Source organism: Streptomyces sp. NPDC051662, assembly GCF_040681655.1.
Lineage (GTDB): Bacteria > Actinomycetota > Actinomycetes > Streptomycetales > Streptomycetaceae > Streptomyces.
The window spans coordinates 283,125-308,703 of the sequence record NZ_JBFAZD010000001.1; the positions used below are offsets into that span (position 1 = coordinate 283,125).

At 71.1% G+C, this 25,579-nt stretch carries 20 protein-coding genes; 8 read left to right on the plus strand and 12 right to left on the minus strand.

The features are described from left to right. Positions 1-6 precede the first annotated feature (6 nt). The 3 genes from AB0M67_RS01275 (at position 7) to AB0M67_RS01285 (ending at position 2,145) form a co-directional block, all read left to right on the plus strand. Positions 7-801, plus strand: a complete 795-nt coding sequence (locus AB0M67_RS01275; RefSeq protein WP_365741285.1) for a VOC family protein — start codon at positions 7-9, stop codon at positions 799-801. 86 nt (positions 802-887) lie between these two features. Then, positions 888-1,697 (plus strand): methyltransferase domain-containing protein, encoded by an 810-nt coding sequence (locus AB0M67_RS01280; RefSeq protein ID WP_365741287.1) that lies wholly within the window; start codon positions 888-890, stop codon positions 1,695-1,697. A gap of 85 nt (positions 1,698-1,782) precedes the next feature. Continuing rightward, the gene (locus tag AB0M67_RS01285; protein WP_365741289.1) at positions 1,783-2,145 is read left to right on the plus strand and encodes a VOC family protein; all 363 of its coding nucleotides are present in this window, start codon (positions 1,783-1,785) and stop codon (positions 2,143-2,145) included. Between the two features lie 52 nt (positions 2,146-2,197). On the opposite strand, the gene AB0M67_RS01290 is transcribed toward AB0M67_RS01285, so the two are convergent. After that, positions 2,198-3,112 carry an arginase family protein gene (locus AB0M67_RS01290; protein ID WP_365741291.1) on the minus strand — a complete coding sequence of 305 codons (915 nt, stop codon included), beginning with the start codon at positions 3,110-3,112 and terminating at the stop codon, positions 2,198-2,200. A 97-nt stretch (positions 3,113-3,209) separates the two neighbouring features. Beyond that, positions 3,210-3,788: a GNAT family protein gene (locus AB0M67_RS01295; RefSeq protein WP_365741293.1), complete on the minus strand. Its 579-nt coding sequence runs from the start codon at positions 3,786-3,788 to the stop codon at positions 3,210-3,212. Between the two features lie 144 nt (positions 3,789-3,932). Between AB0M67_RS01295 and AB0M67_RS01300 the strand changes: the two genes are divergently transcribed. Further along, positions 3,933-5,747 carry an acyl-CoA dehydrogenase gene (locus AB0M67_RS01300; RefSeq protein ID WP_365741826.1) on the plus strand — a complete coding sequence of 605 codons (1,815 nt, stop codon included), beginning with the start codon at positions 3,933-3,935 and terminating at the stop codon, positions 5,745-5,747. Between the two features lie 64 nt (positions 5,748-5,811). On the opposite strand, the gene AB0M67_RS01305 is transcribed toward AB0M67_RS01300, so the two are convergent. The 9 genes from AB0M67_RS01305 to AB0M67_RS01345 form a co-directional block, all read right to left on the minus strand. Continuing rightward, positions 5,812-6,744, minus strand: a complete 933-nt coding sequence (locus tag AB0M67_RS01305) for an LD-carboxypeptidase (RefSeq protein WP_365741295.1) — start codon at positions 6,742-6,744, stop codon at positions 5,812-5,814. After that, the gene (locus AB0M67_RS01310; protein WP_365741297.1) at positions 6,741-8,753 is read right to left on the minus strand and encodes a prolyl oligopeptidase family serine peptidase; all 2,013 of its coding nucleotides are present in this window, start codon (positions 8,751-8,753) and stop codon (positions 6,741-6,743) included. The genes AB0M67_RS01305 and AB0M67_RS01310 overlap by 4 nt, the downstream gene beginning before the upstream one ends. Positions 8,754-8,764: 11 nt before the next feature. Then, a complete protein-coding gene (locus AB0M67_RS01315) occupies positions 8,765-10,114 on the minus strand; it encodes a M20/M25/M40 family metallo-hydrolase (RefSeq protein WP_365741299.1) in 1,350 nt (449 codons plus the stop codon). A gap of 10 nt (positions 10,115-10,124) precedes the next feature. Next, on the minus strand, positions 10,125-10,958 hold the full coding sequence (locus AB0M67_RS01320; protein ID WP_365741301.1) for a M55 family metallopeptidase: 834 nt from the start codon (positions 10,956-10,958) through the stop codon (positions 10,125-10,127). A 44-nt stretch (positions 10,959-11,002) separates the two neighbouring features. Continuing rightward, positions 11,003-13,084: a translation factor GTPase family protein gene (locus AB0M67_RS01325; RefSeq protein ID WP_365741303.1), complete on the minus strand. Its 2,082-nt coding sequence runs from the start codon at positions 13,082-13,084 to the stop codon at positions 11,003-11,005. Between the two features lie 166 nt (positions 13,085-13,250). Beyond that, a complete protein-coding gene (locus tag AB0M67_RS01330) occupies positions 13,251-13,970 on the minus strand; it encodes a class I SAM-dependent methyltransferase (RefSeq protein ID WP_365741305.1) in 720 nt (239 codons plus the stop codon). A gap of 174 nt (positions 13,971-14,144) precedes the next feature. Then, a complete protein-coding gene (locus AB0M67_RS01335) occupies positions 14,145-16,622 on the minus strand; it encodes a SpoIIE family protein phosphatase (RefSeq protein ID WP_365741307.1) in 2,478 nt (825 codons plus the stop codon). Positions 16,623-16,758: 136 nt separating this feature from the next. Then, entirely contained in the window at positions 16,759-19,269 is a 2,511-nt protein-coding gene (locus tag AB0M67_RS01340; RefSeq protein WP_365741310.1) for an MFS transporter, read from the minus strand. Positions 19,270-19,536: 267 nt separating this feature from the next. Further along, entirely contained in the window at positions 19,537-19,992 is a 456-nt protein-coding gene (locus AB0M67_RS01345) for an SRPBCC family protein (RefSeq protein WP_365741313.1), read from the minus strand. Positions 19,993-20,129: 137 nt separating this feature from the next. Here AB0M67_RS01345 and AB0M67_RS01350 point away from each other — a divergent pair, with 137 nt between their 5' ends. Together AB0M67_RS01350 and AB0M67_RS01355 are read left to right on the plus strand one after the other, a co-directional pair. Next, positions 20,130-21,212 (plus strand): Rv2578c family radical SAM protein, encoded by a 1,083-nt coding sequence (locus AB0M67_RS01350; RefSeq protein WP_365741315.1) that lies wholly within the window; start codon positions 20,130-20,132, stop codon positions 21,210-21,212. A gap of 86 nt (positions 21,213-21,298) precedes the next feature. Then, positions 21,299-21,724: a RidA family protein gene (locus AB0M67_RS01355; protein WP_365741317.1), complete on the plus strand. Its 426-nt coding sequence runs from the start codon at positions 21,299-21,301 to the stop codon at positions 21,722-21,724. Positions 21,725-21,746: 22 nt separating this feature from the next. Here the strand turns inward: AB0M67_RS01355 and AB0M67_RS01360 are convergent, their stop codons facing one another. Further along, positions 21,747-22,313, minus strand: a complete 567-nt coding sequence (locus AB0M67_RS01360; protein WP_365741319.1) for an adenylosuccinate lyase — start codon at positions 22,311-22,313, stop codon at positions 21,747-21,749. 406 nt (positions 22,314-22,719) lie between these two features. Here AB0M67_RS01360 and AB0M67_RS01365 point away from each other — a divergent pair, with 406 nt between their 5' ends. Both AB0M67_RS01365 and AB0M67_RS01370 read left to right on the plus strand, forming a co-directional pair. After that, the gene (locus AB0M67_RS01365) at positions 22,720-24,501 is read left to right on the plus strand and encodes a 3-hydroxyacyl-CoA dehydrogenase family protein (RefSeq protein WP_365741321.1); all 1,782 of its coding nucleotides are present in this window, start codon (positions 22,720-22,722) and stop codon (positions 24,499-24,501) included. A gap of 127 nt (positions 24,502-24,628) precedes the next feature. Further along, positions 24,629-25,441 (plus strand): TetR family transcriptional regulator, encoded by an 813-nt coding sequence (locus tag AB0M67_RS01370; RefSeq protein ID WP_365741323.1) that lies wholly within the window; start codon positions 24,629-24,631, stop codon positions 25,439-25,441. Positions 25,442-25,579 lie beyond the last annotated feature (138 nt).

Consider the following 25,579-nt stretch of genomic DNA (forward strand, 5'->3'; position numbering starts at 1 on the left):
GGCGTCTTGAGAGCACAACCCACCCTCGAACCAACGGATGTCGAACAGCCGAGTATCGAACAGCCGGAGTTCGACCATCTGGTGCACTGCGTACCGGACGTCGAGTCCACCGTCCGCGGCTACACCGAAGCCGGACTGCCCGCCCACGCCAACCCGGAGTATCTGGGCTATCGCAACGGCGCCTGGCGGCTGGACACCCGCTATATCGAGCTGTCGAGCATCGTCAATCGCCTGGTCTTCCTCGACTCGCCCTACGGAAGGGCCATGAAGGGCTGGCAGCCCCGGGCCGACGAACTCGTCGCGCGCGGCGGCGGCGCGCTCACCTTCTGCGTCCATGTCACCGACGCCGGCGCCACGGCGGAGCGGCTGCGCGCGCGAGGACACGGCGTGGAGCTGCTGACCTTCGCCCGCGAGGGCTCCCCCGTCTCGTTCCGTGAGGCGATACTGACGGACGGGCCGCCCTGGGCGCCGTTCTTCGTGACCTACGAGCCCGACCGGCAGACGATTCTGGCCAAGTACAGCGCGGGCCGGGTCAACCGGGGCCCGCACGACCTCGCCGGGATCCTGGTCGAGACCCCCGATCCGCGCGCCTCGGCGGCCTGGCTGGGCGGGCTGCTCGGTATCCCGCCCGGGGCGTCGCCCACGGTGGTGCCGCTGCCGCTCGGCCAGGTGCACTTCACGGAGGGCCCCGCCGACGCGATCACCGCCCTGCTGCTCTCCGGGGGCAGCCCGCCGACGACGGTGATCGACGGGCTCGCGGTACGGCCGGTGGAATCGGTAGACGGATCGGCGCGGGCCTGACCATGTCCGCATAACAAGACGCGGGTCTCATCATGCGACATGACGGCGTACGGTGGCCGTACCACGTCACGAGAGGGAGTCCCGCCATGCCGAAGGAGACCGCGGTCTACACCCACGGGCACCACGAGTCGGTGCTGCGCTCGCACCGCTGGCGCACCGCCGCCAACTCCGCGGCGTACCTCCTCGCCGAACTGCGGCCGGGCCAGGACCTGCTGGATGTCGGCTGCGGCCCCGGGACCATCACCGCCGATCTGGCCGCGCTCGTCGCCCCGGGCACGGTCACGGCCGTCGACGCCGCCGAGGACGTCCTGGACAGGGCCCGGGAGGCGGCGGCCTCCGCCGGAACGGACAACGTCCGCTTCGCGGTCGCCGATGTCCACGCCCTGGACTTCCCCGATGACTCCTTCGACATCGTCCACGCCCATCAGGTCCTCCAGCATGTGGGCGATCCCGTGCGGGCGCTGAGCGAACTGCGCCGGGTGTGCCGGCCCGGTGGGATCGTGGCGGCGCGCGACGCGGACTACGGCTCGTTCACCTGGTTCCCCGACGTACCGGCGCTGGACGGCTGGCAGGAGCTGTACCGCCGGGTGGCGCGCGCCAACGGCGGGGAGCCGGACGCCGGGCGGCGGCTGCTCTCCTGGGCGCGGCGGGCCGGCTTCACCGACATCACCTCGACCGCGACCACCTGGTGCTTCGCCACCCCCGACGAGCGCGCCTGGTGGAGCGGTCTGTGGGCGGAGCGCACGACCGCCTCGGGCTATGCCGGTCTGGCGGTCGAGGGCGGTCATACGACACCGGAGCGGCTGGCCGGGATCGCCGGGGCGTGGCGCGAGTGGGGCGCCGCCGAGGACGGCTGGTTCATGGTCCCGCACGGGGAGATCCTCTGCCGGGCATGAATCCGGTACGTCCAGGACGTACGCGCCCACCCCCGGCCGCCCGAATCGATCACGTGTCCCGGCGCGGCCAACTACCCTGATGCCCATGGAAATCCTGGGAACCACGTTGCGCATCTGCGTCGACGACCTGGAGACCTCGGTGGTGTTCTACGAACGCCTCACCGGAAGCCCCGCGCTCCGCTTCGAGCGCGGTGGGGTCTCCGTCGCCGCCGTCGGCTGCTTCCTCCTCATGACCGGCCCCGCGTCGGAGATCGATGTCCTGCGCAAGGTCACGGCGACCATCGCGGTCGAGGACGTCGACGAGGCGATCACCGTCCTCACCGGCGTCGGCGCGCATATCGTCGCGGGCCCGGTGCCGACGCCGGTGGGGCGCAATGTGATCGCCCTGCACCCCGACGGTTCGGTCTTCGAGTACGTCGACCGCAAAGCCGTCCCGACGCCGGGCTGATCAACCGGGCTGAATCAACCGGGCGGGTCGCCCGGGCCGGTCGCCCGGGCGGTCAGCCGACGGCCGGGGCCCCCTCGCCGGTGAAAGCCCCCACCACCAGATCGGCGAGCAGCGCCCCCGCCGTCCCGTCCGGGTCGAGGTCCGGGTCGTAGATGGTGACGTTGAGACCGACGCAGCGCTCGGAGCGCACCAAGGTCCGCAACAGTACGGAGAGTTCGTCCGGCAGCAGGCCACCCGCGTCCGGGCTGTCGACCGCGGGCATCACCTCGGGGTCGAGCACATCCGCGTCCAGATGGACCCAGAACCCGTCGGTGACCGGCGTCTCCAGCGTCTGGAGCACGGCTCCGGCCAGCTCGGCCGCGCCCCATTGACGCAGCTCGCCGACCGACACGGTGGAAATCCGCAGCCGGGCCAGCTCTTCGCGGTCCTCGTCGTCGTCCCGGATCCCGAAGAGCCGTACGTCCTCGTCCCGCAGATACGGACGCAGCCCCTCCAGGTCGGTCAGATCCCGCTGGCCCCGGCCGGTGCCGATCGCCAGCTCCTCACCGCCCGCCGCGCCGATGTTGTCGGAGTTGCCCGGGTGCCGGAAATCGGCCGAGCCGTCGATGGCGGCGAGCCCGTACCGTCCCATGCGGCGCAGCGCGAGGGAGGCACCGAGCTGGATGGAGCAGTCGCCGCCCAGCACGAGCGGGAAGTCCCCGGCCCTGACATGGTGTTCGATCCGGTCGGCGAGCCTGGGTGTGTACGCGGCGATCGCCGCCGCGTTGAAGACCCCGTCGCCCTCCTGCCAGTCGCCGCGGTCGTAGCGCGGCGGGACGACGACGCCGCCCTCGAACGCGCCGAGCCGCTGGACGATCCGCTGCTCGCGCAGGGCGCCCGCCAGTTTGTAGCACCCCGGCACGACACCAGGGGCGGGGGGCCGCAGCCCCAGGTTGGAGGGCGCGTCGATCACCACGATATTCCGCATGCGCACCATCCTCACCGCCGTGGGGTTGATCCTCAAATGAGTTCGCGGACAGCGAGAACGCCGGGACGGCGGCCCGCGGGCCGACCGCTCGGCGGGCCTACCGGGCGATCGTGCGCGGCGGATGGGACGGGTCCCGGTCCACCATCTCCGCCGTGATCGCCCAGCGTTCGTGGTCGCGCCACGCGCCGTCGATATGGAGGAAGTCGGGCGAGTACCCCTCCAGCCGGAAGCCCGCGCGCCGGACGAGCGCGAGGGACGCGGTGTTCGTGGGCCGCACATTGGCCTCCAGCCGGTGCAGCCCCAGCGGACCGAACGCGTGCCGTACGACGAGCCCGAGCCCTTCCGTCATCAGGCCCCGGCCCGCGGTGTGCGCGAAGGCGCCGTATCCGATCGCGCCGCTCCGGAAGGCGCCATGGACGATGTTGTTGATATTGACGAAGCCCGCGATCCCGCCGTCCTCGCGCGCACAGACGAGATAGCCCTCCCTGGTGGGGTCCTCGATGAACCGGCCCGCGTAGGCGGCGTAACCCTCCGCGTCGGTGGGCGGGAACAGCCAGGGGCTGTGCAGCGCCTGGCTCTCGCGGACACGCGCCGTGAACTCGTCGGCGTCCTCGTGCCGGTACGCGCGGACGAACGTGCGGGAGCCTTCGGCGAGGCGTTCGGGAAGGTCGGGCATCGCGTCAGCCTAGCGTGATCGTGACTCGGACGATCATGGTGGCTCGGAAGCGGGTTCACCAAACGTTCCCGGCGCCCCGGCCTCGCGTGTTGATCATCACATCGGACGTCACTGTTGGCTGGGTTAGCGTTCCGCCCTGTGACTATGGTGACTTCCGCTTCTCCGCTTCCTCCTGTCCAGGACTCCCCGGCCACCGCCGCACTGACCCGGGCCCTCTTCGGCGAACGGTTCGAAGAGATCCACCAGCCGTGGCGCAAACTCTTCAGCACCGGGCCATTCCGTTTCCGTGAGGGGCTGACACCACAGGAGCGGGCCGCGCTGTCCTACGAGCGGCTGCGGCTCGTCAATGACGAGATCGACAGCCCCGAGGATCTTGTCGTCGACGTGGAACGGCTGAGCGCGCTCCACGAGTGGGCCGGCCCGGTGGACGCGGGATTAGCGACGGTCGCGAGCATTCACTACAACCTCTTCCTCGGCAGTCTCCTCGACCACGGTCCCGACGGGGAGCGTGATCTGCGGGCCTTCACGGAACTGCGGCGTACGGGTACGTTCCTGTGCACCGAGGCCGGACACGGCAACAGCGCCTCCCAGTTGGAGACGACCGCCACCTTCGACCCCGCGACCGGCGGCTTCGTCCTGCACACACCGTCACCGGCCGCGGGCAAGTTCATGCCGAACACCAGCTCCACCGGCGGCCCCAAGACCGGTGTCGTCGCGGCCCGGCTGATCACGGACGGCAAGGACCGGGGCGTCTTCCTGTTCCTCACCCCGCTCAGCGACGACGCCGGGGGCCCGCTGCCGGGCGTGGAGATACGCAGGCTGCCGCAGACGGCCACCAGCCCGGTGGACCACTGCGTCACCTCCTTCGAGAACGTCCGGCTGCCCTACGAGGCGTTCCTCCAGTCCGGAATTGGGCGGCTCACCCGGGACGGCGTCTTCAGCAGCACGATCGGCAGCCCCCGCAAGCGTTTCCTGCACTCCATAGGGCGGGTCACCGCCGGCAAGCTCTGTATGAGCGCCTACAGCCTCGGGGTCACCCGCCACGCGCTGGCCGTCGCCGTACGCCATGCCCACACCCGGCACACCTCCGGTGTCACCGCCGGGGGCAGCGTGCCGCTGTTCGCCCATCGCAGCCATCACACCCCGCTGCTCGACGCCCTCGCCACCACCTATGCCGCGACCCTGCTGCACCGCACCGCCGTGCGGCAGTGGACCGAGGCGACGGAGGCGGAACGCGAGGACGGCGAGCGTCTGGCGGCCGTCGCCAAGGGCTGGATCACCTGGCGGGCCCGCGCCGTCATGACGGAGTGCCGCGAACGGTGCGGCGCCCAGGGGCTGTTCCTCGCCAACGGCATCGCCGGTCAGCTGACGGCCAATGAGGGGACCATCACCGCGGAGGGTGACAACCTTGTCATCTGGGTCAAGGCGGCCGGCGAGATGCTTCTCGGACACTTCACCCCGAAGGAGCCGAGCGCCTGCGCGCCCGGGGACCGGGATCTGACCGATCCGGCCTTCCTCCAGGACCTCCTGGCGGACATCGAGAGCGTCTGGCATCAGCGGGCCAGGACCCGGCTGCGCGCGGGCAAGGCCGGCGACCCGCTCAACCGATGGAATACGACGGTCACACCCGCCCTCGAACTGGTCGACGCGTACGCCCACCGGCGTGCCGCCGAGGCCCTGCTGGCCGCCGCCGACGACGAAACCGCCGAGCCGGTGGCGCGGAATCTCCTGCACACCCTGCACCGGCTCTTCGCGCTGCGCCGTATCGCCGCGCACAGCGGGGATCTCCTCGCCGAAGGACGGCTCACCGCCGACCAGGTGAGACGGCTCCCCGACGCGACGGAGGACGCCGTCGTCGCGCTGGCGCCGCACGCCCCGGCGCTCACCCACGGCTTCGCGATCGCCGACGAGGTACTGCTCGACCACCCGATCAGCCATCCGGAAGCGATGGGCCTCTAAGGCCGGAGGGCCACCGGCACTGAGCGACCGGCGCCCTCACCCCGGACCGGCCGGCTCCGCCATCTCAGACGAGGGCGGGCACATCCAGGGTGAGGGTGGCGCTCTCCGCGTCCAGTACGGCGGGCACGCCCAGCGGCACGGTCAGGTTCGACTCGCCGTGGCCGAAGCCCAGTTCCTCCACGACCGGTACGCCCAGCCCGCCGAGCCGGTCGAGCAGCAGCGTTCTGACGTCCTCGTACGGTCCGCACTCCGCCCAGGAGCCGAGGCCGATCCCGGCGACGCCGTCCAGCCATCCGGAGCGCAGCAGCTGGGTGAGGATACGGTCGAGACGGTACGGCTCCTCGCCGACGTCCTCGATCATCAGCAGCCCGCCCGCCGCCGAGGGGCGCGCGTTCGGGGTGCCGAGCTCGGCGGCGAGCATGCTGACACAGCCGCCGAGCGTGACGCCCGCGGCCCGCCCGGGGACCAGCCCCCGGGCGGTGTCCTGGCCGAGGGTGCGCACCGACTCGGGCTCGAAGAGCGTGGCGCGCAGCGACTCCTGTGTCCCGTTGTCCTTGAGAAAGGTCATCGCGGCGGTCATCGGACCGTGCAGGGTGACCAGGCCGAGGCGCCGGGCGAACGCCTCGTGCAGCGCGGTGATGTCGCTGTAGCCGACGAAGACCTTGGGGCCCGCGGCCCGCATCGCGGTCCAGTCGAGCAGGTCGGCCATGCGCTGGGCGCCGTAACCGCCCCGGGCGCAGAGCACGGCCGAGACGGCCGGGTCGCACCAGGCCTCCTGGAGATCGCGGGCGCGGTCCTCGTCTCCTCCGGCGAGATAGCCGAACCGGCTGTGGACATCCAGGACATGGGGCGCGACCACCGGATCGAGGTCCCAGCCGCGCAGGATGTCCAGACCGGCTTCGAGCCGCTCGGCGGGCACGGGGCCGCTGGGCGCCACGACAGCGACGCGGGCACCCGGCCGCAGTCGCGCGGGCCGGGTCAGTGCGGTGAGCGTCATCGGCGGAACTCCAGCCGTGGGATGTCCGTGCGTTCGATGCCGAAAGTCTGCGCGTACAGGGACAGTTCGGCCTCCAGCGCGCGGACCATCGTGTCGGCTCTGCGGAAGCCGTGGCCCTCGCCCTCGAAGGCGAGATACGCGTGGGGTACGCCGCGTCCGGCCATCCGGTCCAGGAACCGTTCGCACTGCGCGGGCGGGCAGATCACATCGTCGAGCCCCTGCAACAGCAGGAACGGCGCGGTGACGCGGTCGGCCCGGTGCAGCGGGGAGCGGTCCCGGTAGCGACCGGGCACCTCGGCGAGCGGGCCGACCAGCGATTCGAGGTACTGGGACTCGAAGTCATGGGTCTCGTCGGTGGCCCAGCCCAGCAGATCGAGGATCGGATAGCTGATGGTGCCGCAGGCGTAGACATCGGTGGAGGCGAGAGAGGCGGCGGTGGTCCAGCCGCCCGCGCTGCCGCCGCGTACGGCGAGCCGGGACGGATCGGCGGTGCCCTCGGCGGCGAGCGCGGAGGCGACGGCCGCGCAGTCCTCCACATCGACCACGCCCCACTGCTCGCGCAGCCGGTCGCGGTAGGCCCGGCCGTAGCCGGTGGAGCCGCCGTAGTTGACCTCGGCGACGCCGATGCCGCGCGAGGTGAAGTAGGCGATCTCCAGATCGAGGACGAGCGGCGCGTGGCTGGTGGGCCCACCATGGGCCCACACCACATAGGGCGGTAGCTCCTCGTGGGGCGCGCTGTGATCGGGGCTGTGCGGCGGATAGATATGGGCGTGGATCTCGCGGTTGTCGGGACCGGAGAAGGTACGGATCCGGGGCTCCGGGTAGTACGCGGGGTCCACCGGGTCCCGGTGCGCCGCGCCGATCACCCGGGCGTGCCCCGTGCCGGTGTCCAGCTCCACGATCTCGTACGCGCTGCGCGGACTGGCCGCGACGCCGATCACGCGGTCGCCCTGGACGGCGAGGGTGGCGGCCCATTCGGTCCACGGTCCTGCGGCGTCCACCACTTCGCCGGTCGCGGGGTCGAGCACGCCGAGCGCGGTGGAACCCTTGCCGTGGATGACGGCGATCAGCCCGTTCTCCAGGGGGTGGAACCACTGGCGGCCGATCTTCCAGAGCGCTCCGCCGAACTCCTCCCCGCGGCCGGGGCAGAGACTCGTGCTCGGGACGACGCCCGGCGCTCCGGCCGGCCCCAGGGCCTCGGGGCGGATCCGCTGTATCTCCCACCAGCCGCCGATGTCGGAGACGAAGAGCAGCGAGCCGTCCGGCGCCCAGCCGACCTGCGCGACCGACTCGTCGGTGTCCCCGACGACCGCCCTGACGCCGGTGAAGGGGCCGCTCTCCGGCACCTCGCCGAGCATCACCACCGTGCCGTCCCAGGGCATCCGCGGGTGGTCCCAGGCGATCCAGGCGGCCCGGCGTCCGTCGGGCGAGAGCCGGGGCCCGGTGACGAAGCGGTGCCGGTCGTCGGTGAGTTCCCGTACGGCCGTACGGTCCCCGGCGGCCGAGCCGTCGAGCGGGACGGCCGCGATCACCCGTCGTACGTCGGTGGGCGCCTCGCCGGTGAACTCCTCAAGCACGCACCAGACCTCACCGCGGTCGAGGAGGAGCAGCGGATCGGCCCAGCGCAGTCCGCCGCCGGTCGCGGACACCGGTGTGAGCGGCCGGGGCGCGCCGCCGCCGTCCGGCTCGTACGCGTACAGCCGCTGGTCCGGGAAGTGGACGAAGACGACGAGCGGACCGCCGTCGGGGCGGGTGGCACCGGCCCAGGGCACCCCGCCGTACTCGATGACCCGGCTGCGGACGTTCCACGGGGCCGGCAGCGGCGACTCCTCGGTGCCGTCGGCCCGCCGCCGTACGAGCGCGCGCCGGCCGGCCTCGGCGGGACGCGGCTCCGTCCACCACACCTCGTCGCCGACCGCCCCCACATACTCGGGGCGGCCGTCGTGCGAGGCGGCCAGCGCCGCGTCGATCGGTGACGGCCACGTTCCGTAGGCCCCCATGGACAGCATGGGTCACACTCCTAAGCGGACTTCAGATAGTGGTCGAGGACACGGACGCCGAAGTGCAGCGCCGAGACGGGCACCCGCTCGTCCACGCCGTGGAAGAGCGCCTGGTAGTCGAAGCCGCGGGGCAGCTTGAGCGGCGAGAAGCCGTAGCCGGTGATACCGAGCCGGGAGAACTGCTTGGCGTCCGTCCCGCCCGACATGCAGTACGGCACGACATGCCCGACCGGGTCGAAGCGCTCGACGGCGGCGCGCAGCTTGGCGAACGTCGGCGAGTCGACCGGCGCCTGGAGGGCCACCTCCCGGTGGTGGAACTCCCACTCCACATCCGGTCCCGTGAGCTGGTCCAGGGTGGTACGGAACTCCTCCTCGCCGCCGGGCACCATGCGCCCGTCGACATAGGCGACGGCGTGCCCCGGAATCACATTGACCTTGTAACCGGCTTCCAGGACGGTCGGGTTGGCGCTGTTCCTTATGGTCGCCTCGACCAGCGCGGCGGCCGGGCCGAGCTTGCCGATCAGCCCGTCCGTGTCGAAGTCCTCGGCGTAGGGATCCGCGTCGATGCCGTGGAGCGCGGCGAGTTCGGCGAGGGCGGCCCGTACCGTCGGGGTGAGCCTGACCGGCCAGGGGTGGTCGCCGATCCTGGCGATGGCGGCGGCGAGCCTGCTGACCGCGTTGGAGCGGTTCACCTTGGAGCCGTGCCCGGCCCTGCCGTGGGCGGTGAGCTTCAGCCAGCCGGTGCCGCGTTCTCCGGCGCCGATCGGGTAGAGCGCCATGCCGTGCCCGGCGTGGAAGGTGAAGGCCCCGGATTCGCTGATGCCCTCCGTACACCCCTCGAACAGCTCCGGGTGCTGGTCGGCGAGGAAGCCGGAGCCGTCCTCGGCGCTGGCCTCCTCGTCGGCGGTGAAGGCGAGCACGATGTCCCGGCGTGGCCGGACCCCATGCCTGGCCCAGGCGCGGACGACCGACAGCACCATCGCGTCCATGTTCTTCATGTCGACCGCGCCGCGCCCCCACACCACATCGTCGCGGACGTCGCCGGAGAAGGGGTGCACGGTCCAGTCGGCGGGCTCGGCGGGCACCACGTCCAGATGGCCATGGACGAGGAGCGCGTCGGCCGAGGGGTCGGTGCCCTCGATCCTGGCCACCACATTGGTGCGCCCGGGGGTCCGCTCCAGCAGCGTGGGCTCGATCCCCGCGTCGGCGAGCCGCTCGGCGACATATTCGGCCGCCGGACGCTCGCGGCAGTCGCCGCCTCCCCGGTTGGTGGTGTCGATACCGATGAGGCCCGAGGTGAACGCGACCACCTCGTCGAGCGCGGCGGCGTCAGGGGCACCGCTGGAGTCGATGGGCGTCTGATCAGCCATGGGTGTCATATCAGCCATACTGCTCCTCCACGGCGGACGAGACGATCGTGGTGACCGCTTTGAAGGTACGAATGGCCTCATACATCGTCCCGCTGGTGTACGCGACCTTGCGCTCCCCGGTGGGAGCCACGCCCGGTACGACCGTGGCGACATCGGAGAGATGGGCGGCGTCGAACTCCATCTCGACGGTGAACGGGCCGCCGGTGGCCGGTTCATGTCGTCCGGCGAGGGCCATCGCCGCCTTGGCGGCCACGCGGATGTCCGCGGCGGTACGGGCCGGCGTCCGGCAGACGGCCGCGTACCGCGAGACATGGTCCTTGACGGCGACCTTGCGGGCGTCCGGCGCGTAGCCCTGCGCGTCCACGCAGGTCAGATCGTCGCCGGTGACCAGCACCACGGGGACCCCGTACTCCGCGACCACATGCGCGTTGAGCAGTCCCTCGCTGGCCCGGGCGCCGTTCAGCCACACACCGGTGAGGGAGTTGGCGAGATAGGTGTGCGCGAGCACCCCTTCCGTACCCGCGCCGGTGTGGTAGCCGACGAAGGCGATGCCGTCGACATCCCCGTGCTGGACGCCCTCGACCATGGAGAGCGACTTATGACGGCCGGTCAGCATCTGGGCACGGTCGTCGAGCCGCTCCAGGAGCAGATTGCGCATGCTCCAGTGCGCCTCGTTGATCAGCACCTCGTCCGCGCCGCCGTCGAGGAAGCCGAGCACGGCGGCGTTGACATCTGAGGTGAACAGGGAGCGGCAGCGTTCCCACTGCGGCGTGCCGGGCAGCACATCGGCCGGCCAGGTCACCCCCGTGGCGCCCTCCATGTCGGCGCTGATCAGGATCTTCACCGGTACTCCGTTCTCCCTGGGGCGAGGGGGTCGTCGGCGGGACATTACACCCGTCGTACGACATGCAGCAGATACTGTTTGCGGTTGAGCGGATCATGGTCCGTTCGGGGCCGGTCCTGGATGGTGTCGCGGACCGCCTCGTAGTGGTCGAAGGACGCTTCGAGCACCCCTTCGCCACTGGTCAGCGTAGGCAGCCGCAGTTCCAGCTGATGTACCCGGGCCGCCGGAATCTCCCCTTCCAGCACATACGAGGAGCCGTTCGCGGCCGAGGTGCGCGGGACGGCCCGCAACCGCCCCAGGACGGGCAGTACGGCGCCGAGCGCGTCCGCCGGGAGGTCGAGCCGGAAGCGGTGCATCGGCTCGTACACCGTGGTGCCCGCCCGTGCCAGCGCGCTCATCAGCACCAGCGGGGTGAGATGGCGGAAGTCGCCGCCGGTGCTCGACATGCTCTTGTCGAAGACGCCGTGGGAGTGGCTCTGCCGGGGGGCGTAGCCGGAGTGCGTCATGGTGACCACGCAGTCGATGACCTGCCAGCCGTGGATCCCCTGCCGCAGCGTCTCCTTCACGGTGTCCTCCACGGCTTTCATGAACGCGTACGGCATCGACCCCAACTCGACCTCCAGCCGGAATTCCACGCCCGCGCCGACGGGTGCCGGATCGACGCGCAGCCCGACGGTCGCGAGAAAGGGATTGGGGTCCTTTCCCATGATCTCGACGGCCGCCCCGCTGCCGGCGGGCCGTTCCACACAGATCGTCGTCGTCTCGCGGAATGTGACATCGACCCCGAATTCATCCAGCAGGGTCGCCTGGATGACCTCTTTCTGCACCTCGCCGTAGAGAGATACGGAGATTTCCCGGCGAATCGGGTCCTGCCGAAGATTGATCAGCGGGTCCTGCTCGGCGAGTTGGGTGAGCGCGACATGGAGCGCGCCCTTGTCGGCGGCGCGGCGGGGAACGACGACTGTTTCCAGCGTCGGCGGGGAGAAGAACCGGCGCTCCGCCGGAGTGGTGGGCGCGATTCCGATCTCGTCGCCGATCCGGATTTCGCCGAGACCCCAGAGTTTCCCGATCCGCCCGGCGGAGACCGACGCGCTCCGGACGGCGGACCCGCGGTCGAACACACTGATCGCGGTGACCTTGTCCTCCTCGTCCCGTGCCCGGTTCGCCGTGGCACTCGCCGGATCGCCCGCCGGATCGCTTCTGCCGTCGCCCGCCGGACCGCTCCCCGTATCGCTCCCGGCAGGACGGTGGAATCGCAGCAGGTCTCGCGTTCTTACCGTGCCCGAGAACATCCGTACGTATGCGATCTTCTCCCCGGCGGGCCCCCGTTCCATCTTGAAGACCGTGCCCGAGACGGGCCCCTCCGGATCGCCCCCGGCCCGGGGCAGCAGCTCCCTGATCCCGGTGATGAGCGCGTCCACGCCCGCGCCGGTGATCGCCGAGCCGAAGTAGACCGGGTGGACGAGCGCCTGTCCGGTCTGGATGGCCAGCTCCTCGCGCAGCCGGTGGTACGGGAGCGCTGTCTCGTCGTCCACGTACGCGGCCAGCAGGGCGTCGTCGTGGTCGGCGAGCAGCTCGGCGAGTCCCGAGGTGAACGCGGCGTCACCGGCGCCGTACGGCACGGGCAGGGCGTCGCGAGTGCCCAGCCCGGTGGCCGCCCCCATCGCGATCGACGACGGGGAGAGCTTCTCGGAGATGCCACGCAGTACTTGTTCGTATCGCGCGCCGGTGCGGTCGATCTTGTTGACGAAGATCAGGGTGGGAATACGCAGCCGCCGCAGCGTCCGCATGAGCACCCGGGTCTGTGCCTGAACGCCTTCGACGGCGGAGATGACCAGCACGGCGCCGTCGAGCACACCGAGGACCCGTTCCACCTCGGCGATGAAATCCGGGTGGCCGGGGGTGTCGATCAGATTGACCGTGGTGTGGTCGACGACGAACGACACGACGGCGGATTTGATGGTGATACCGCGCTGTCGTTCCAGCGTCAGGGAATCCGTCTGGGTACTGCCGTCATCGACACTGCCGATCTCGTCGATGACACCGGCGGTGAAGAGCAGCCGCTCGGTCAGACTTGTCTTACCGGCGTCGACATGCGCCAGAATTCCCAGGTTCAACGTACTCACGGAGCGTCATGTCCTCTAGATAGGTGATGGTGACCTTCTGGATGGGCATCGACGCTCGGCGCATAGTCTTCTCCTTGATCAATCGGCTGTCGCGGGGAGTACAGCAGAAGCCGCCCCGGAGCGGCAACTCATTTCCGGGGCGGCTGGGCTCAGAAGGCGGCGCGCTTCATTCGCGGGCGAGGATGTACCAACGGGCCGGCAGCTCGATACGGGTGCCGTCCCGCAGCTGTTCCGTCTGGACCAGCGCGGTGTTCCCGTCCGCCAGGATCCGCAGCCCCGCCGCGCGCAGCAGCTCAGGCACTTCCTCGTCCGCCGCCCCGGCCGGCTTGAGCCCGTGGTCGAAGACCCGCCGCAGCTTCGGGGGCGGGCCTCCGGGCTCCGCCGCGGCCTGCTGGAGGACCGCCTTGGAGGCGCTGGTCAGTTCGGCGACGAACGCCCGCCCGCGCTCCCCCAGCAGCTCCGCGACCGCGCCCGCCACCGCCGGCCGGTCCTGGGGCTCGCTCTGGTGGATGACCGCGCGCATATAGACATTGGTGTCGCCCGTGCGCTTGCCGAGCGCGCGCACCGCGTCATGGTCCACCAGATCGATCTGCTCGAACTCCACGCTTCCCGCGGTGTCGGCGTGCCGCGCGTGCGCGATCGCCGCGTGCGACAGATCCACCCCGATCGCCCGCGCGAACCGGGTGGCCAGATAGCGGGTCTGGGTGCCGTTGCCACAGCCGAGGTCGACGACGGGCAAGGTGGCGTCGGCGTACGGGAGCAGCAGTTCGCTGTCCGGTACGGAGGTGAACGACGGGTCGGAATCCCAGATCGCCTCGCCCGGCGTATCGGAGGTCTCCGCCCAGAACCCTTCCCATGCCTCACGGTATCGCCGCGACACATCCATGTACGGTCTCCCCTGTCGCGGCCCGCCGAGGGCGGGCGATGGAGGACCCGGACTACCGTCCCGGCGGGTCGGCGGGGAAGAGGGCGGACGCTTCTTTCGGCTTCCGTTCGACTCCGTCAGTTCCCGTTCGACGCCTTCAGTTCCCGTTCGCGCTTTCAGCTTCCGTTCGCGCTTTCAGCTTCCGTTCGACCGCGCCCGTACCGTGCGCGCGAGTGCCTGTTCGAACCAGACCGTCTTGCCGCGCGCCGAGCTGCTGGTGCCCCACTCCCGGGCCAGCGTGCTCACCACGCGCAGCCCGCGCCCGAACTCGTCGTCCCGGCCCGCGTTGAGCAGGGCGGCGGGGGCCGGCTCGTCGTCGATGACCTCGCACAGCAGCGCGTCCGTACGGACCAGCCGCAGCCCGACCCGCTGGGTCCGCGCGTGCTTCATGGCGTTGGTGACCAGTTCGCTGACCATCAGCTGGGCCGTCTCCACCGCGGCCGGCAGCTCCCAGTCGAGCAGCTGCCCGCGCACCAGCCGTCTGGCCCTGGCCACTTCGCGCGGGTCAAGGGCGAGGCGGAACTCCGCGACGTCCCTGTCCGGGATGCCGTTCAGCCTGGCCATCAGGAGCGCCACATCGTCCTTGCGCCCCTCATGGGTGTTGAGGGCGCGAATGATCGTGTCGCAGGCCTGGTCCATCGAGGCGGCGGGATGCGCGGCCGAGGCGCACAGGGCGGCCAGGCCGTCCCCGATGTCCACCCCGCGCACCTCGACGAGACCGTCGGTGCAGAGCACCAGCCGGTCGCCGGGGCTCACTTTGACGGTCGTGGTCTCGAAGGCCACTCCACCCACCCCTATGGGGGCGCCGGTCGGCAGATCGAGCACCTCGGCCCTGCCGTCCTCCGCACGCACGAGCACGGGCGGGATATGCCCGGCGTTGGCGATCTGGAGCTCGGACCTGATCGGGTCGTACACCGCGTACAGACAGGTCGCCAGATACAGTTCGCCGAGCCGCTGCGCCAAGTCGTCCAGATTGCGGAGCAGTTGGGCGGGCGGCAGTTCCATGGTCGCCATGGTCTGTACGGCGGTACGCAACTGCCCCATCATCGCGGCCGAGTTGAGCCCATGGCCCATCACATCACCGACCACCAGGGCGGTGCGCGAGCCGGGCAGTTTGACGGCGTCGAACCAGTCACCGCCGATCCGGCCGAGCCGGGTGCCCGGCAGATAGCGGGTGGCGATGTCGCAGCCCGCCATGTGCCGCGGGACCTGCGGCAGCATGCTGTCCTGGAGGGTCTCGGCGACATTCTCCTGGTACGTGTACATCCGGGCGTTGTCGAGTACGAGCCCGGCGCGGGCGGCGAGTTCCGCACCGGTCGTCCGGTCCATGCCGTCGAACGGCTCCCGGTCGGGCCGTCGCATCAGCACCATGAAGCCGAGTACCACATCACGCGCCTTCAGCGGGACGAGCAGCATCGACCGGTGGTTGATGAGAGGGCGCAGATCGCGCTTCTCGAACTCGCCCGAGATCCGGTCGCCCGCCTCCTCGCTGAGCCGCGGGATGAGCACCGGTTCGCCGGTGACCATGCACTGGAAGAACGGTGTGTGTTCGGGGAACGATATGGCCTCGCCGACGGGCACCGTGTCGTCCCAGCGGCCCGGTTCGTCGTTGTGCTCGACCCAGACCCGGTGCCAGACGGTGGTCACATCGGGCGGTCCGTCCGGGAACCCCTCCCCGGCGAGTACGGCGGCGCGCAGATGCGTCCCCGCGAAGTCGGCGAAGCGGGGCACGGCCGCGCTGGTGACCTCACGGATGGTACGGGCCAGATCGAAGGACGAGCCGATCCGGCCGCTGACCTCGTTCAGGAACTCCAACCGCTCGCGCACCGCGGCGTATTCGAGGTCCAGCTCGGGTCGGGGCGCCGCCCGCCGCCGGGGATCCCCGTCCCCGTCCACCGGCTCCGTCACACCGCTCCGGCCCCCCGGCCGCTTCGGCACACCCCAGTCGGGGGTGACGGGAACCCGGTCGTGATGGCTGAACTCCAGGGCCGGATAGCCGAGTTCGAGGACCTGCGCGACGATGCGATTGGATTCGGCCGGACCCATGTTCGGCAGGATGTCCGGCAGTCGCCTCGCCAGCGCCTCGGCGTCGGGGAGCTCGGCGTGCAGGGCGAAGGCCGGGGAGATCCGCCGGGTGTCGGCCCGGCCGTCCGCGTCGTCCCGCTTGAACTGCGCCGTGTCGGCGGCGAGTACGAGATGACGCCCGGGTTCCGGGCCGATCAGCGGATACGCCCACCACACCACGTCGAGCCGGTCGCGTCCACGCTCCGAGAGCGTCGCGCGCCCCGCGGTCGCGTAGGAGCCGCGGCCGTGCAGCTCCGGTCCGCCCTCGGTGCCGAGGTCGATGTCCGGGTCGAGGTCGAGGTCGACGCCGGTGTCGTACATGCCGTGCGCCACGCCGCGTTCCCGCGCGGCGAGGGCACCGGCGACCGGCATCAGATCGGTGGCCTGCTGACCGACCGCCTCGTCCTTCGAGTGGCCGAAAAGTCTCCGTGCGCCGGTCGACCAGTGTGAGACCAGGCCGTCCCCGTCCACGACGACCACAGCGAGCGGAATCCGGCCGTCCGCGGCGGTCCGCTGCCGCGACGGTCCCGGCGGAACACCACTGTCCATGGGTGGGAGGCTCCTTCCCTGCCGCCAGGATCCGCGGCTCCGCCCTCCACGGTACGGCCCTGCGCGGGGGATGCGCCGGGCAATGAACTAATCAGTAGTGCGCCCGCGCACAACCCCCTTATTGACTGAAATTCAGTCAGTCCTCATGACCGAGCAGGAGATCGCGTTCGGTGCGTCCGCCGCCCGCCACCTGGAGCACGGTGGCGACCGGCGGATAGCCCGCGGCGATCACGGTGTACTCACCCGACGAGAGATCCACGAACCGGAAGGTGCCGTCGGCGGCGGTGGTGAGGGTGTCCACCACATTGCCCGCCGCGTCGAGCAGGGTGACCCGGGCGTCCTCGACGGGACGGCCGCCCCCGGCGCGTACGGTGCCGCGCAGCACCGCCCCGCCGGCCAGCTCGATGTCCTGCCGGGTCTCCCGGGACGCCTGCACACTGACCGGCAGCGCGGCGGGCCGGAAGGCGGGCGCGCTCGCGGCCAGGGTGTACTCGCCCGCCACCAACTCCGAGATCACATACGAGCCCTCGCGCCCACTGCGGGTGCTCGCCACCACCTCGCCCCGTACATCGGTGAGGGTCACGGCGGCGTCCCGTACCGGCGTGCCGTCCGCCGTGAGCACGGCCCCGGCGAGCCGCCCCGCGCCGCCGAGGACCACGTCCAGCTCGACGGGGCGTTCGCCGACGGTCACCGTGACGGCCTGGGGCTGATGCCCGCCGGCCGCCGCGATCATCACATACGAACCGGAGCCCGGCACGCTCAGTGCGTACCGTCCGTCCTGGCCGCTCGCGCCGCGCCCGATCTGTTTGCCGTGGACATCGATGAGGGTGAGGGCGGCGCGGGGCACGGTGGAGCCGTCGTAGTGCTGGACCGTGCCGCAGACCGCGACACCCGAGATGTACGGGGCCGGCGCCGACGCCGGCGCGGCGGGGATGCCGGGGGCGGAGGCGCTGCGCGCGGCGGGGACGGTGCCGGACTCGGCGGCCGAGACGTTCTGGGACACCAGTGGTTTCTCCTTGAGGAAGAAGGCGATCAACAGGCCGAGGACGAGCACCGGCACGAGATAGAGGAAGATCCGCGGCATCGCGTCCGCGTACGCCTGGATATAGCCGTCACGCAGCGCGGGCGGCAGCGCGTGGACCGCCTGCGGGGTGATGGACTCGACGCCGGGGAGGCCGCTGCCCGCGGGGACACGGTCGGCGAGGGCGTCGGCGAGCCGGTTGGCGAAGAGCGTGCCGAAGATGGCGGCTCCGACACTGCCGCCGATCTGCCGGAAGTAGTTGTTGGCGCTGGTGGCGGTGCCGAGGTCGGCGGGGGGTACGGCGTTCTGCACGGCGAGGATCAGTACGGGCATCACCAGCCCCATCCCGAGACCGAGGATCGCCTGCGCGATCCCGCTCTCCAGCTGTGACGTGTCGACGTCCAGCCGCGACAGCAGCCACATCCCGGCCACCGAGAGCACCCCGCCGAGCACCGGATAGATCTTGTAGCGGCCCGTACGGCTGATGAGCTGGCCCGAGACGATGGAGGCGATGACGACCCCGCCCATCATGGGCAGCATCAGCAGACCGGACTCGGTGGCGCTGGCCCCGTCGACCATCTGGAGATAGGTCGGCAGATAGCTGGCGGCGCCGAACAGCGCCACACCGACCACCGCCCCGATGAGGCTGGTGATATTGAAGACGGAGTCGCGGAACAGCCGCAGCGGGATGATCGGTTCGGCGGCGAAGTGCTCAACGACCAGGAAGAGCACCGCCGTTCCTACGGCGCCCGCGGCCAGTCCGAGGATGACGCGGGAGCCCCAGGCGTACTCCGTACCGCCCCAGCTGGTCAGCAGCACCAGACAGGTGGACGAGGCGGCGAGCAGCAGCGCGCCCAGGACGTCCAGGCGGGCGCGGGCGGTGGGTTTGGGGAGCTTGAGGACGACGGTGACCACGGCGAGCGTGACCAGCCCGAAGGGCACATTGATGTAGAAGCACCAGCGCCAGGAGACATGGTCGGTGAAGAATCCGCCGAGCAGCGGACCGGCCACGGACGCGAGCCCGAAGGCCGCGCCGACCAGCCCCATGAAGCGACCGCGCTCACGGGGCGGCACGATATCCGCGATGATCGCCTGGACACCGATCATGAGCCCGCCCGCGCCGATGCCCTGGATGGCGCGGAAGGCGATGAGTTCGTCCATGGTGCGCGACCAGCCGGCCAGCGCGGAGCCGATGATGAAGACGACGATGGCGAACTGGAAGACGCCCTTGCGGCCGAAGAGGTCGCCGAGCTTGCCGTAGATCGGCAGTCCGACCGTGGCGGTGAGCAGATACGCGGTGATCGCCCAGGACATCCGGTCCAGGCCCTGGAGTTCACCGACGATCTTGGGCAGCGCGGTGGCCACGATCATCTGTTCCAGCGCGGCCAGCAGCAGGGCGAGCATCAGCCCGACGAAGACCAGCCGTACCCGGCGGGGGCTGAGGGCCTCGGCGGGGGCCGCGCCGCCGGCGGGCGGGGGCGACGGAGGATCCGCCGCGGCGGGTGTGGCCAGTGACGCGGCCTGTGCGGCCTCGTCGGCATCGTTCCCGACACCGTTCCCGATGCCGTCTCCGACACCGTTCCCGACGCCGTTCCCGACGTCCTTCACCAGAGTGGTCCCGCCCACGTACTGCTCCCCTCGTCACACCTGCGCGGCGTCATTGTTCGCATTGCGCGCCAAGCAGGAGCAAGCGGGCCGCTCAGCCTGAACGGGGTTGTGACGGGGGCGGGTTGACCGATGGAGCTGACGCCGAGGGCGCTCATCAGGGGCTTTCCCGCGACGCGTCGTGCGGGGGCACGCTACGGCGCCGCGGGGAAATCCACTCGAAACGGTGACCCCCGGCAACTATCTGCCGGGCCGGCCTCAACCGGCCCGAGTCCGGGGGAACATGCCCTAGGCCGTGGCGCCCTTCTCGGTCTCCTTGGCGAGCCCGGCGAGGATCTCGTCGTAGATGCGGGCCAGGCCCTTGGGGGCGAAGGTCCGCTCGAAGAAGCCGCCGATGCCGCCCGCGCCGTCCCAGACGGTGGTCACGACGGCCTTCGAGCTGCCCTCACCGGCCGGGGTGACGGTCCAGGTGGTGACCATGGAGGAGTTGCGGTCCTTCTCCACGAGCCGGCCGTCGTTGGGCTCGGTCACCTCCAGCAGACAGTCACGGACGCGCTTGCTGGTGGCCTGGAGCCGCCAGTGGACCAGGGTGCCCTCGCCGTCGCCGCCCTCCCGCACCTCGTACTCGCTGAAGTGCCCGGGCAGAAGCTTCGCGCGGGTGTTCTCGTAGTCGGCCAGAGCATCGAACACCGTCTCCGGGTCCGCCGCGATGATTCGCTCCGTCGTGGCCTCGACCTGCGCCATGGCTCTTCCTCCAGCACTCGTTTTCCGGTGGGGTGCGGCCAGCCAACCACCCTCCGGTACGCCCGCCCAAATCGCGGTTGCGGCGATCAAGGGAACATGTGTTCTATTCTGTGGTCAGTGCTACCGAGGAGGCACCCATGCGCTGGGACAATCTGGTCGAGAACGCCTCGACGACCGGGCCGACCGGGCCGACCGGGGACATCGCGCTCTTCGGTACGGACGCCGTGACCACCCGTACCTTCGACACGCCCGAATTCCGCGGCATCACCTTCCACGAGATCCGTGCCCGTTCGATCGTGAACCGGGTGCCGGGCGCGTCCCGTATGCCGTTCGAATGGACGGTGAACCCGTACCGGGGCTGTACACACGCCTGTGTCTACTGCTTCGCCCGCAAGACCCACAGCTATCTGGACCTGGACACGGGGCTCGGTTTCGACTCCCAGATCGTGGTCAAGATCAACGCGCCGGAGCTGGTACGCCGCCAGCTGGGCTCCCGCCAGTGGCAGGGGGCCCATATCGCCATGGGCACGAATGTCGACTGCTACCAGCGGGCGGAGGGGCGCTACCGGCTGATGCCGGGGATCATCACGGCCCTGCGCGACCGCGCGAACCCCTTCTCCATCCTCACCAAGGGAACGCTGATCCTGCGCGATCTCGACCTGCTGCGGGAGGCCGCGGCCGTCACGGAGGTGGGCATCTCGGTCTCCGTCGGCTTTGTCGACCAGGAGCTGTGGCGCACGGTCGAGCCGGGCACGCCCTCGCCCGAGCGCCGTCTCGACGTCGTGAGGGCGATGAGTGACAACGGCATCGGCTGCGGGGTGCTGATGGCGCCGGTGATCCCCTTCCTGGGTGACGGCCCCGACCAGCTGCGCGCGACGGTACGCGCGATCGCCGCCGCCGGAGCCACCTCGGTGACCCCGCTCGTCCTGCATCTGCGGCCGGGCGCACGCGAGTGGTTCATGGCATGGCTGACGCGGCACCATCCCCAGCTGGTGGCGCGGTACGAGCGGCTGTACGCGGAGGGGGCGTACGCGCCCAAGTGGTACCAGCGCCGGATCACCCGGCAGGTGCACGAACTGGCCGACGAGTTCGGCATCGGTCCGGCGAGCCGGGGCGAGGCCCGGCGGATCACCGTGCCGCGGGACCCCGGCCTCCCGGGGCTGCCGATCAGGCCGGTGGGTGATCCCGCGCCGGGCGCCACGCAGCTCACGCTGCTGTAGCGGCCGGACCGCGCCGGGCGCCCGGCCTCCTCCGGGCACGGAGAACCGCGTGGTCCGTTGTCAGTGGCGTCGGCCAGAATGAGCCCATGACGGAACTCACCCATCTGCGCTCCCCCGCCGGTGTCGCCCCGGGCAACGGCTACAGCCATGTCGTCTGGGGCACCGGCCGGTTCGTCGCGGTCTCGGGCCAGTGCGCGTTCGACGAGGACGGCGCGATCGTGGGCGACGGCGATCCGGCCGCCCAGGCGCGCCAGGTGTTCGAGAATCTGCGCCGCTGTCTCGCCGCGGCGGGCGCCTCGTTCGACGATGTGGTCAAGCTGACGTATTTCGTCACCGATGTCGCCCACCTGCCTGCGATACGGGAGGCGCGGGACGCGGTGATCGACACGGCGCGTCCGCCGGCGAGCTCGGCGGTCCAGGTGGCCGCGCTGTTCCGGCCCGAACTACTGCTGGAGATAGAGGCGTTCGCGATCATCGCCGATCCCGGCGAGAGCCCGGACCGCGTCCGGTGACGGTCCGTGTGCCGGAGGTGCGTTACGCGAGGCGGCTGAGCGCCGCGGCGGCGGCGGCTGCCAGCCTCGGGTGAGACCCGGCGGCCTCCAGGACCGGGCGCGCCCGGTCGTCGCCGAGCCGTCCCAGCCCCTCGACGCAGGCGAGCGCCACCCGCCAGTACGGCTCGTCCGGGGCGAGCAGCCGTCCCAGGGTGCTGATCAGCGCCGGTACGGACTCGGCCGCGCGCAGTTCGGTCAGCAGCCGTACGGGGTGGAGCGCGTAGGCCGTGCGCAGCGCATTGGTGGCGAGCGCCGCGGCGGCTCTGGGGGTGCGCGGGTCGCCGAGCCGTGCCAGCGCGTACGAGGCGGAGACACAGCGCTCCGGATCCCGGTGGTTGAGGAGCAGCACCAGCGTCTCGAACGCCCGCCGGTCCCCCGCGCAGCCGAGCCGGAACGCCGCGATCTCCCGTGCCCACAGGGGCTGTTCGGGCGCCACGAGGACATCGGCCAGGGCCTCACGGTCCTCGGTGGCGATCAGCCGTTCACAGGCGTCGGAGCCCCGGGACTCGTCCCGCACCCGGTCCGCGAGCGAGCGGAAGTCCTCGTCCATCCCTCCAGCGTATCGATCCGGAGGAGCGCTGTCGGCATCAAGTGGCATGCCCCACCGGCCACTTCGCGCCTGAACGAGCAATTCCGGCCGCCCGTGACACAGCGCACAGCGCCCCAGATATGGCGCGCTCGTTACTCGTCGGTTAGCCTCAGATGAGCGGATAACCTCCGCGGCTTTCGACGGCCTGGTGACGCAGCCGTCGTGAGTGCTGTCGGTTCAGCACGGCCGTGTACGGCCCCAGGGCCTGTACGGCTGGTACGGCCTTCAACGGGGATGTACGGCGCGACTCCGGGACAGAGTCCGCCGCCGCACCACCCCGCCGCACCACCCCGAGCCGCACGCTCCCGCGCGCCCGGCGCTCGCCGCGCGCCTTTCAGTCGTCACCCTCATCCCCTGGAGTCCCGTGATGGACATCCCTCTCTCCACCATCGCCGTCGTCGGCCTCGGCACGATGGGCACCGGAATCGCCGAGATCCTCACCCGGGCCGGGCACGAGGTCATCGGTATCGACATCAGCGACGCCGCCGCCGTCCGGGCCGCCGGGGCGCTCGACGCGTCCGCCGCGCGGGCCGTGGAGCGGGGGCGGCTCAGCGAGGAGGAGCGTCGGACCTCGCTCGCACGCTTCCGCACCTTCTCCGATCTGCGGGCCGCCGCCGACGCCGAGCTGGTGATCGAGGTCGTGCCGGAGTCGTACGAGACGAAGCAACAGGTCTTCCGCGCGCTGGACACGATCGTCAGCCCCACCGCGATCCTGGCGACCGGCACCAACGCGCTGTCGGTGACGCGGCTGGCCGCCGACTCCGCGCACCCCGAGCGCGTGCTCGGTCTGCACTTCTTCAACCCCGCGCCGGCGATGAGGCTGGTCGAGGTGGTCTCCTCGGTCCTCACCTCGCCGCAGGCGGTCGCGGCCGTCACGGCGCTCGCCCGGGAGCTCGGCAAGGAGCCGGTCGCGGTGGGCGACCGGCCCGGTTTCGTGGCGGACGGGCTGCTCTTCGGCTATCTCAACCAGGCCGCCGCCATGTTCGAGGCGAGGTACGCGTCCCGCGAGGACATCGACGCCGCGATGCGGCTGGGCTGCGGACTGCCGATGGGGCCGCTCGCCCTGCTCGATCTGATCGGGGTCGACACCGCTCGTACGGTGCTTGAGGCGATGTACGCGGCGTCGCACGACCGGCTGCACGCGCCCGCCCCGGTCCTCGGCCAGCTCAGCGAGGCCGGGCTGACCGGCCGCAAGTCCGGCCGCGGTTTCTACACCTACGAGGCGCCCGGCAGCGGCACGGTCGTGCCGGACGCGCTCACCTGGCCGGCCGGCCAGGAGGGTGGCGCCGGGCGTTCCGTCCGTTCGGTGGGGGTGGCGGGCTCGGGCACCATGGCGAGCGGTATCGCGGAGGTCTTCGCCAAGGCGGGATATGACGTCGTGCTGGCCGCCCGTGGCCCGGAGAAGGCGGCGAGCGCCCTGTCCCGTATCGCGAAGTCCCTGGCCCGTTCGGTCGACAAGGGGCGGCTGACGGCCGAGGCGCGTGACGGGGTGCTGGCGCGGATCACCCCGGCCGGTTCGCTCGACGCGCTGTCCGAGGTGGATCTCGCCGTCGAGGCCGTGGCGGAGGAGCTGGAGGTCAAGCGGCGGCTGTTCGCCACCCTCGACAAGGTCTGCCGGCCGGGCGCGGTGCTGGCCACCACGACCTCGTCCCTCCCGGTGATCGCCTGCGCCCGGGCGACATCGCGCCCGCGGGATGTCGTCGGGATGCACTTCTTCAATCCGGCCCCGGCGATGAAGCTGGTCGAGGTGGTCCGTACGGTCCTCACCTCGGACGAGACCGTGGCCACCGTGCACGCCGTGTCCAGGGCCGTCGGCAAGCACCCGGTGCACTGCGGTGACCGCGCCGGATTCATCGTCAACGCGCTGCTCTTCCCGTATCTGAACAACGCGATCAAGATGGTCGAGGAGCACTACGCCTCGCTGGACGACATCGACGCCGCGATGCGGCTGGGCGGCGGCTATCCGATGGGGCCCTTCGAACTCCTCGATGTGGTCGGCCTCGATGTCTCACTGGCCATCGAACGGGTCCTGCACCGCGCGTTCCGGGATCCGGGTCTGGCCCCGGCGCCGCTGCTCGAACATCTGGTGGCCGCGGGCTGCCTCGGCCGCAAGACGGGCCGCGGCTTCCGCGAATATGCCCGGCGCTGACCCGGGCAGGGGCCCGGGCGGGGGCCGGGGCGGGCCGCTGGATCCGGCCGACCGGACACCGTCCCGCGGGGCGGGCGGCCGGGCCCCGCAGGCGCGCTCTCCTGCACCGATGCAGTACGTTCACCTCATGTCCCAGCCCGCCAAGTCCTCCCGTACGAACCCCAGGACCGACGTTCCGGAGAGTGCCGCCGGTACCCGCGCCGCCGCCCAACGGCTCAAGATGCGCCGCGAGCTGGCGGCCGCGGCCATGGAACTGTTCGCGACCAAGGGGTACGAGGCGACGACCGTCGACGAGATCGCCGCGGCGGCAGGGGTGGCCCGCCGTACCTTCTTCCGGCACTTCCGCTCCAAGGAAGAGGCGATCTTCCCCGACCACGACGACACGCTCGTAAGGGCGGACGCGGTCCTCAACGCCGCCCCCGCCCATGAGCATCCGCTCGACACGGTCTGCCGGGGCATCAAGGAGGTCATGCGGATGTACGCGGCCTCCCCCGCGGTCTCCGTGGAGCGCTACCGGCTGACCCGTGAGGTGCCCACGCTCCGGGAGCGCGAGATCGCGTCGGTGGCCCGCTACGAGCGGCTGTTCACCCGTTATCTGCTGGGCCACTTCGACGAGCGCGACCACACCGTCGGCAATGACGACCCGCTGCTGGCCGAGGTGGCCGCCTCCGCGGTCGTCACCGCGCACAATCATGTGCTGCGCCGCTGGCTGCGGGCCGGTGGCCAGGGCGATGTCGAGGCACAGCTCGACCACGCCTTCTCGATCGTGCGTGACACCTTCGGTACGGGCATCGGCGCGGGCCGGACCATCGGCGGCAAGCCGGAGCACGCGGCGGCCTCGGCGCGCACCACCGGGGACGTTCTGGTGGCGGTGGCGCACACCGACGCCCCGCTGGACGAGGTCATGCGCACCATCAGGCAGGCGCTCAGGGACGCGTGAGCGGCCCTCGGTGACCACCGGGCGCACCGGACCCGTGAGGTCCGGTGCGCCGTCGTTTGCCGTCCCTTGCCTACGCCATGCGCTCGCTTGACCGCGCATGGTGATATTTGTCGCCGAATGAGCGGTAGACATTGCTCA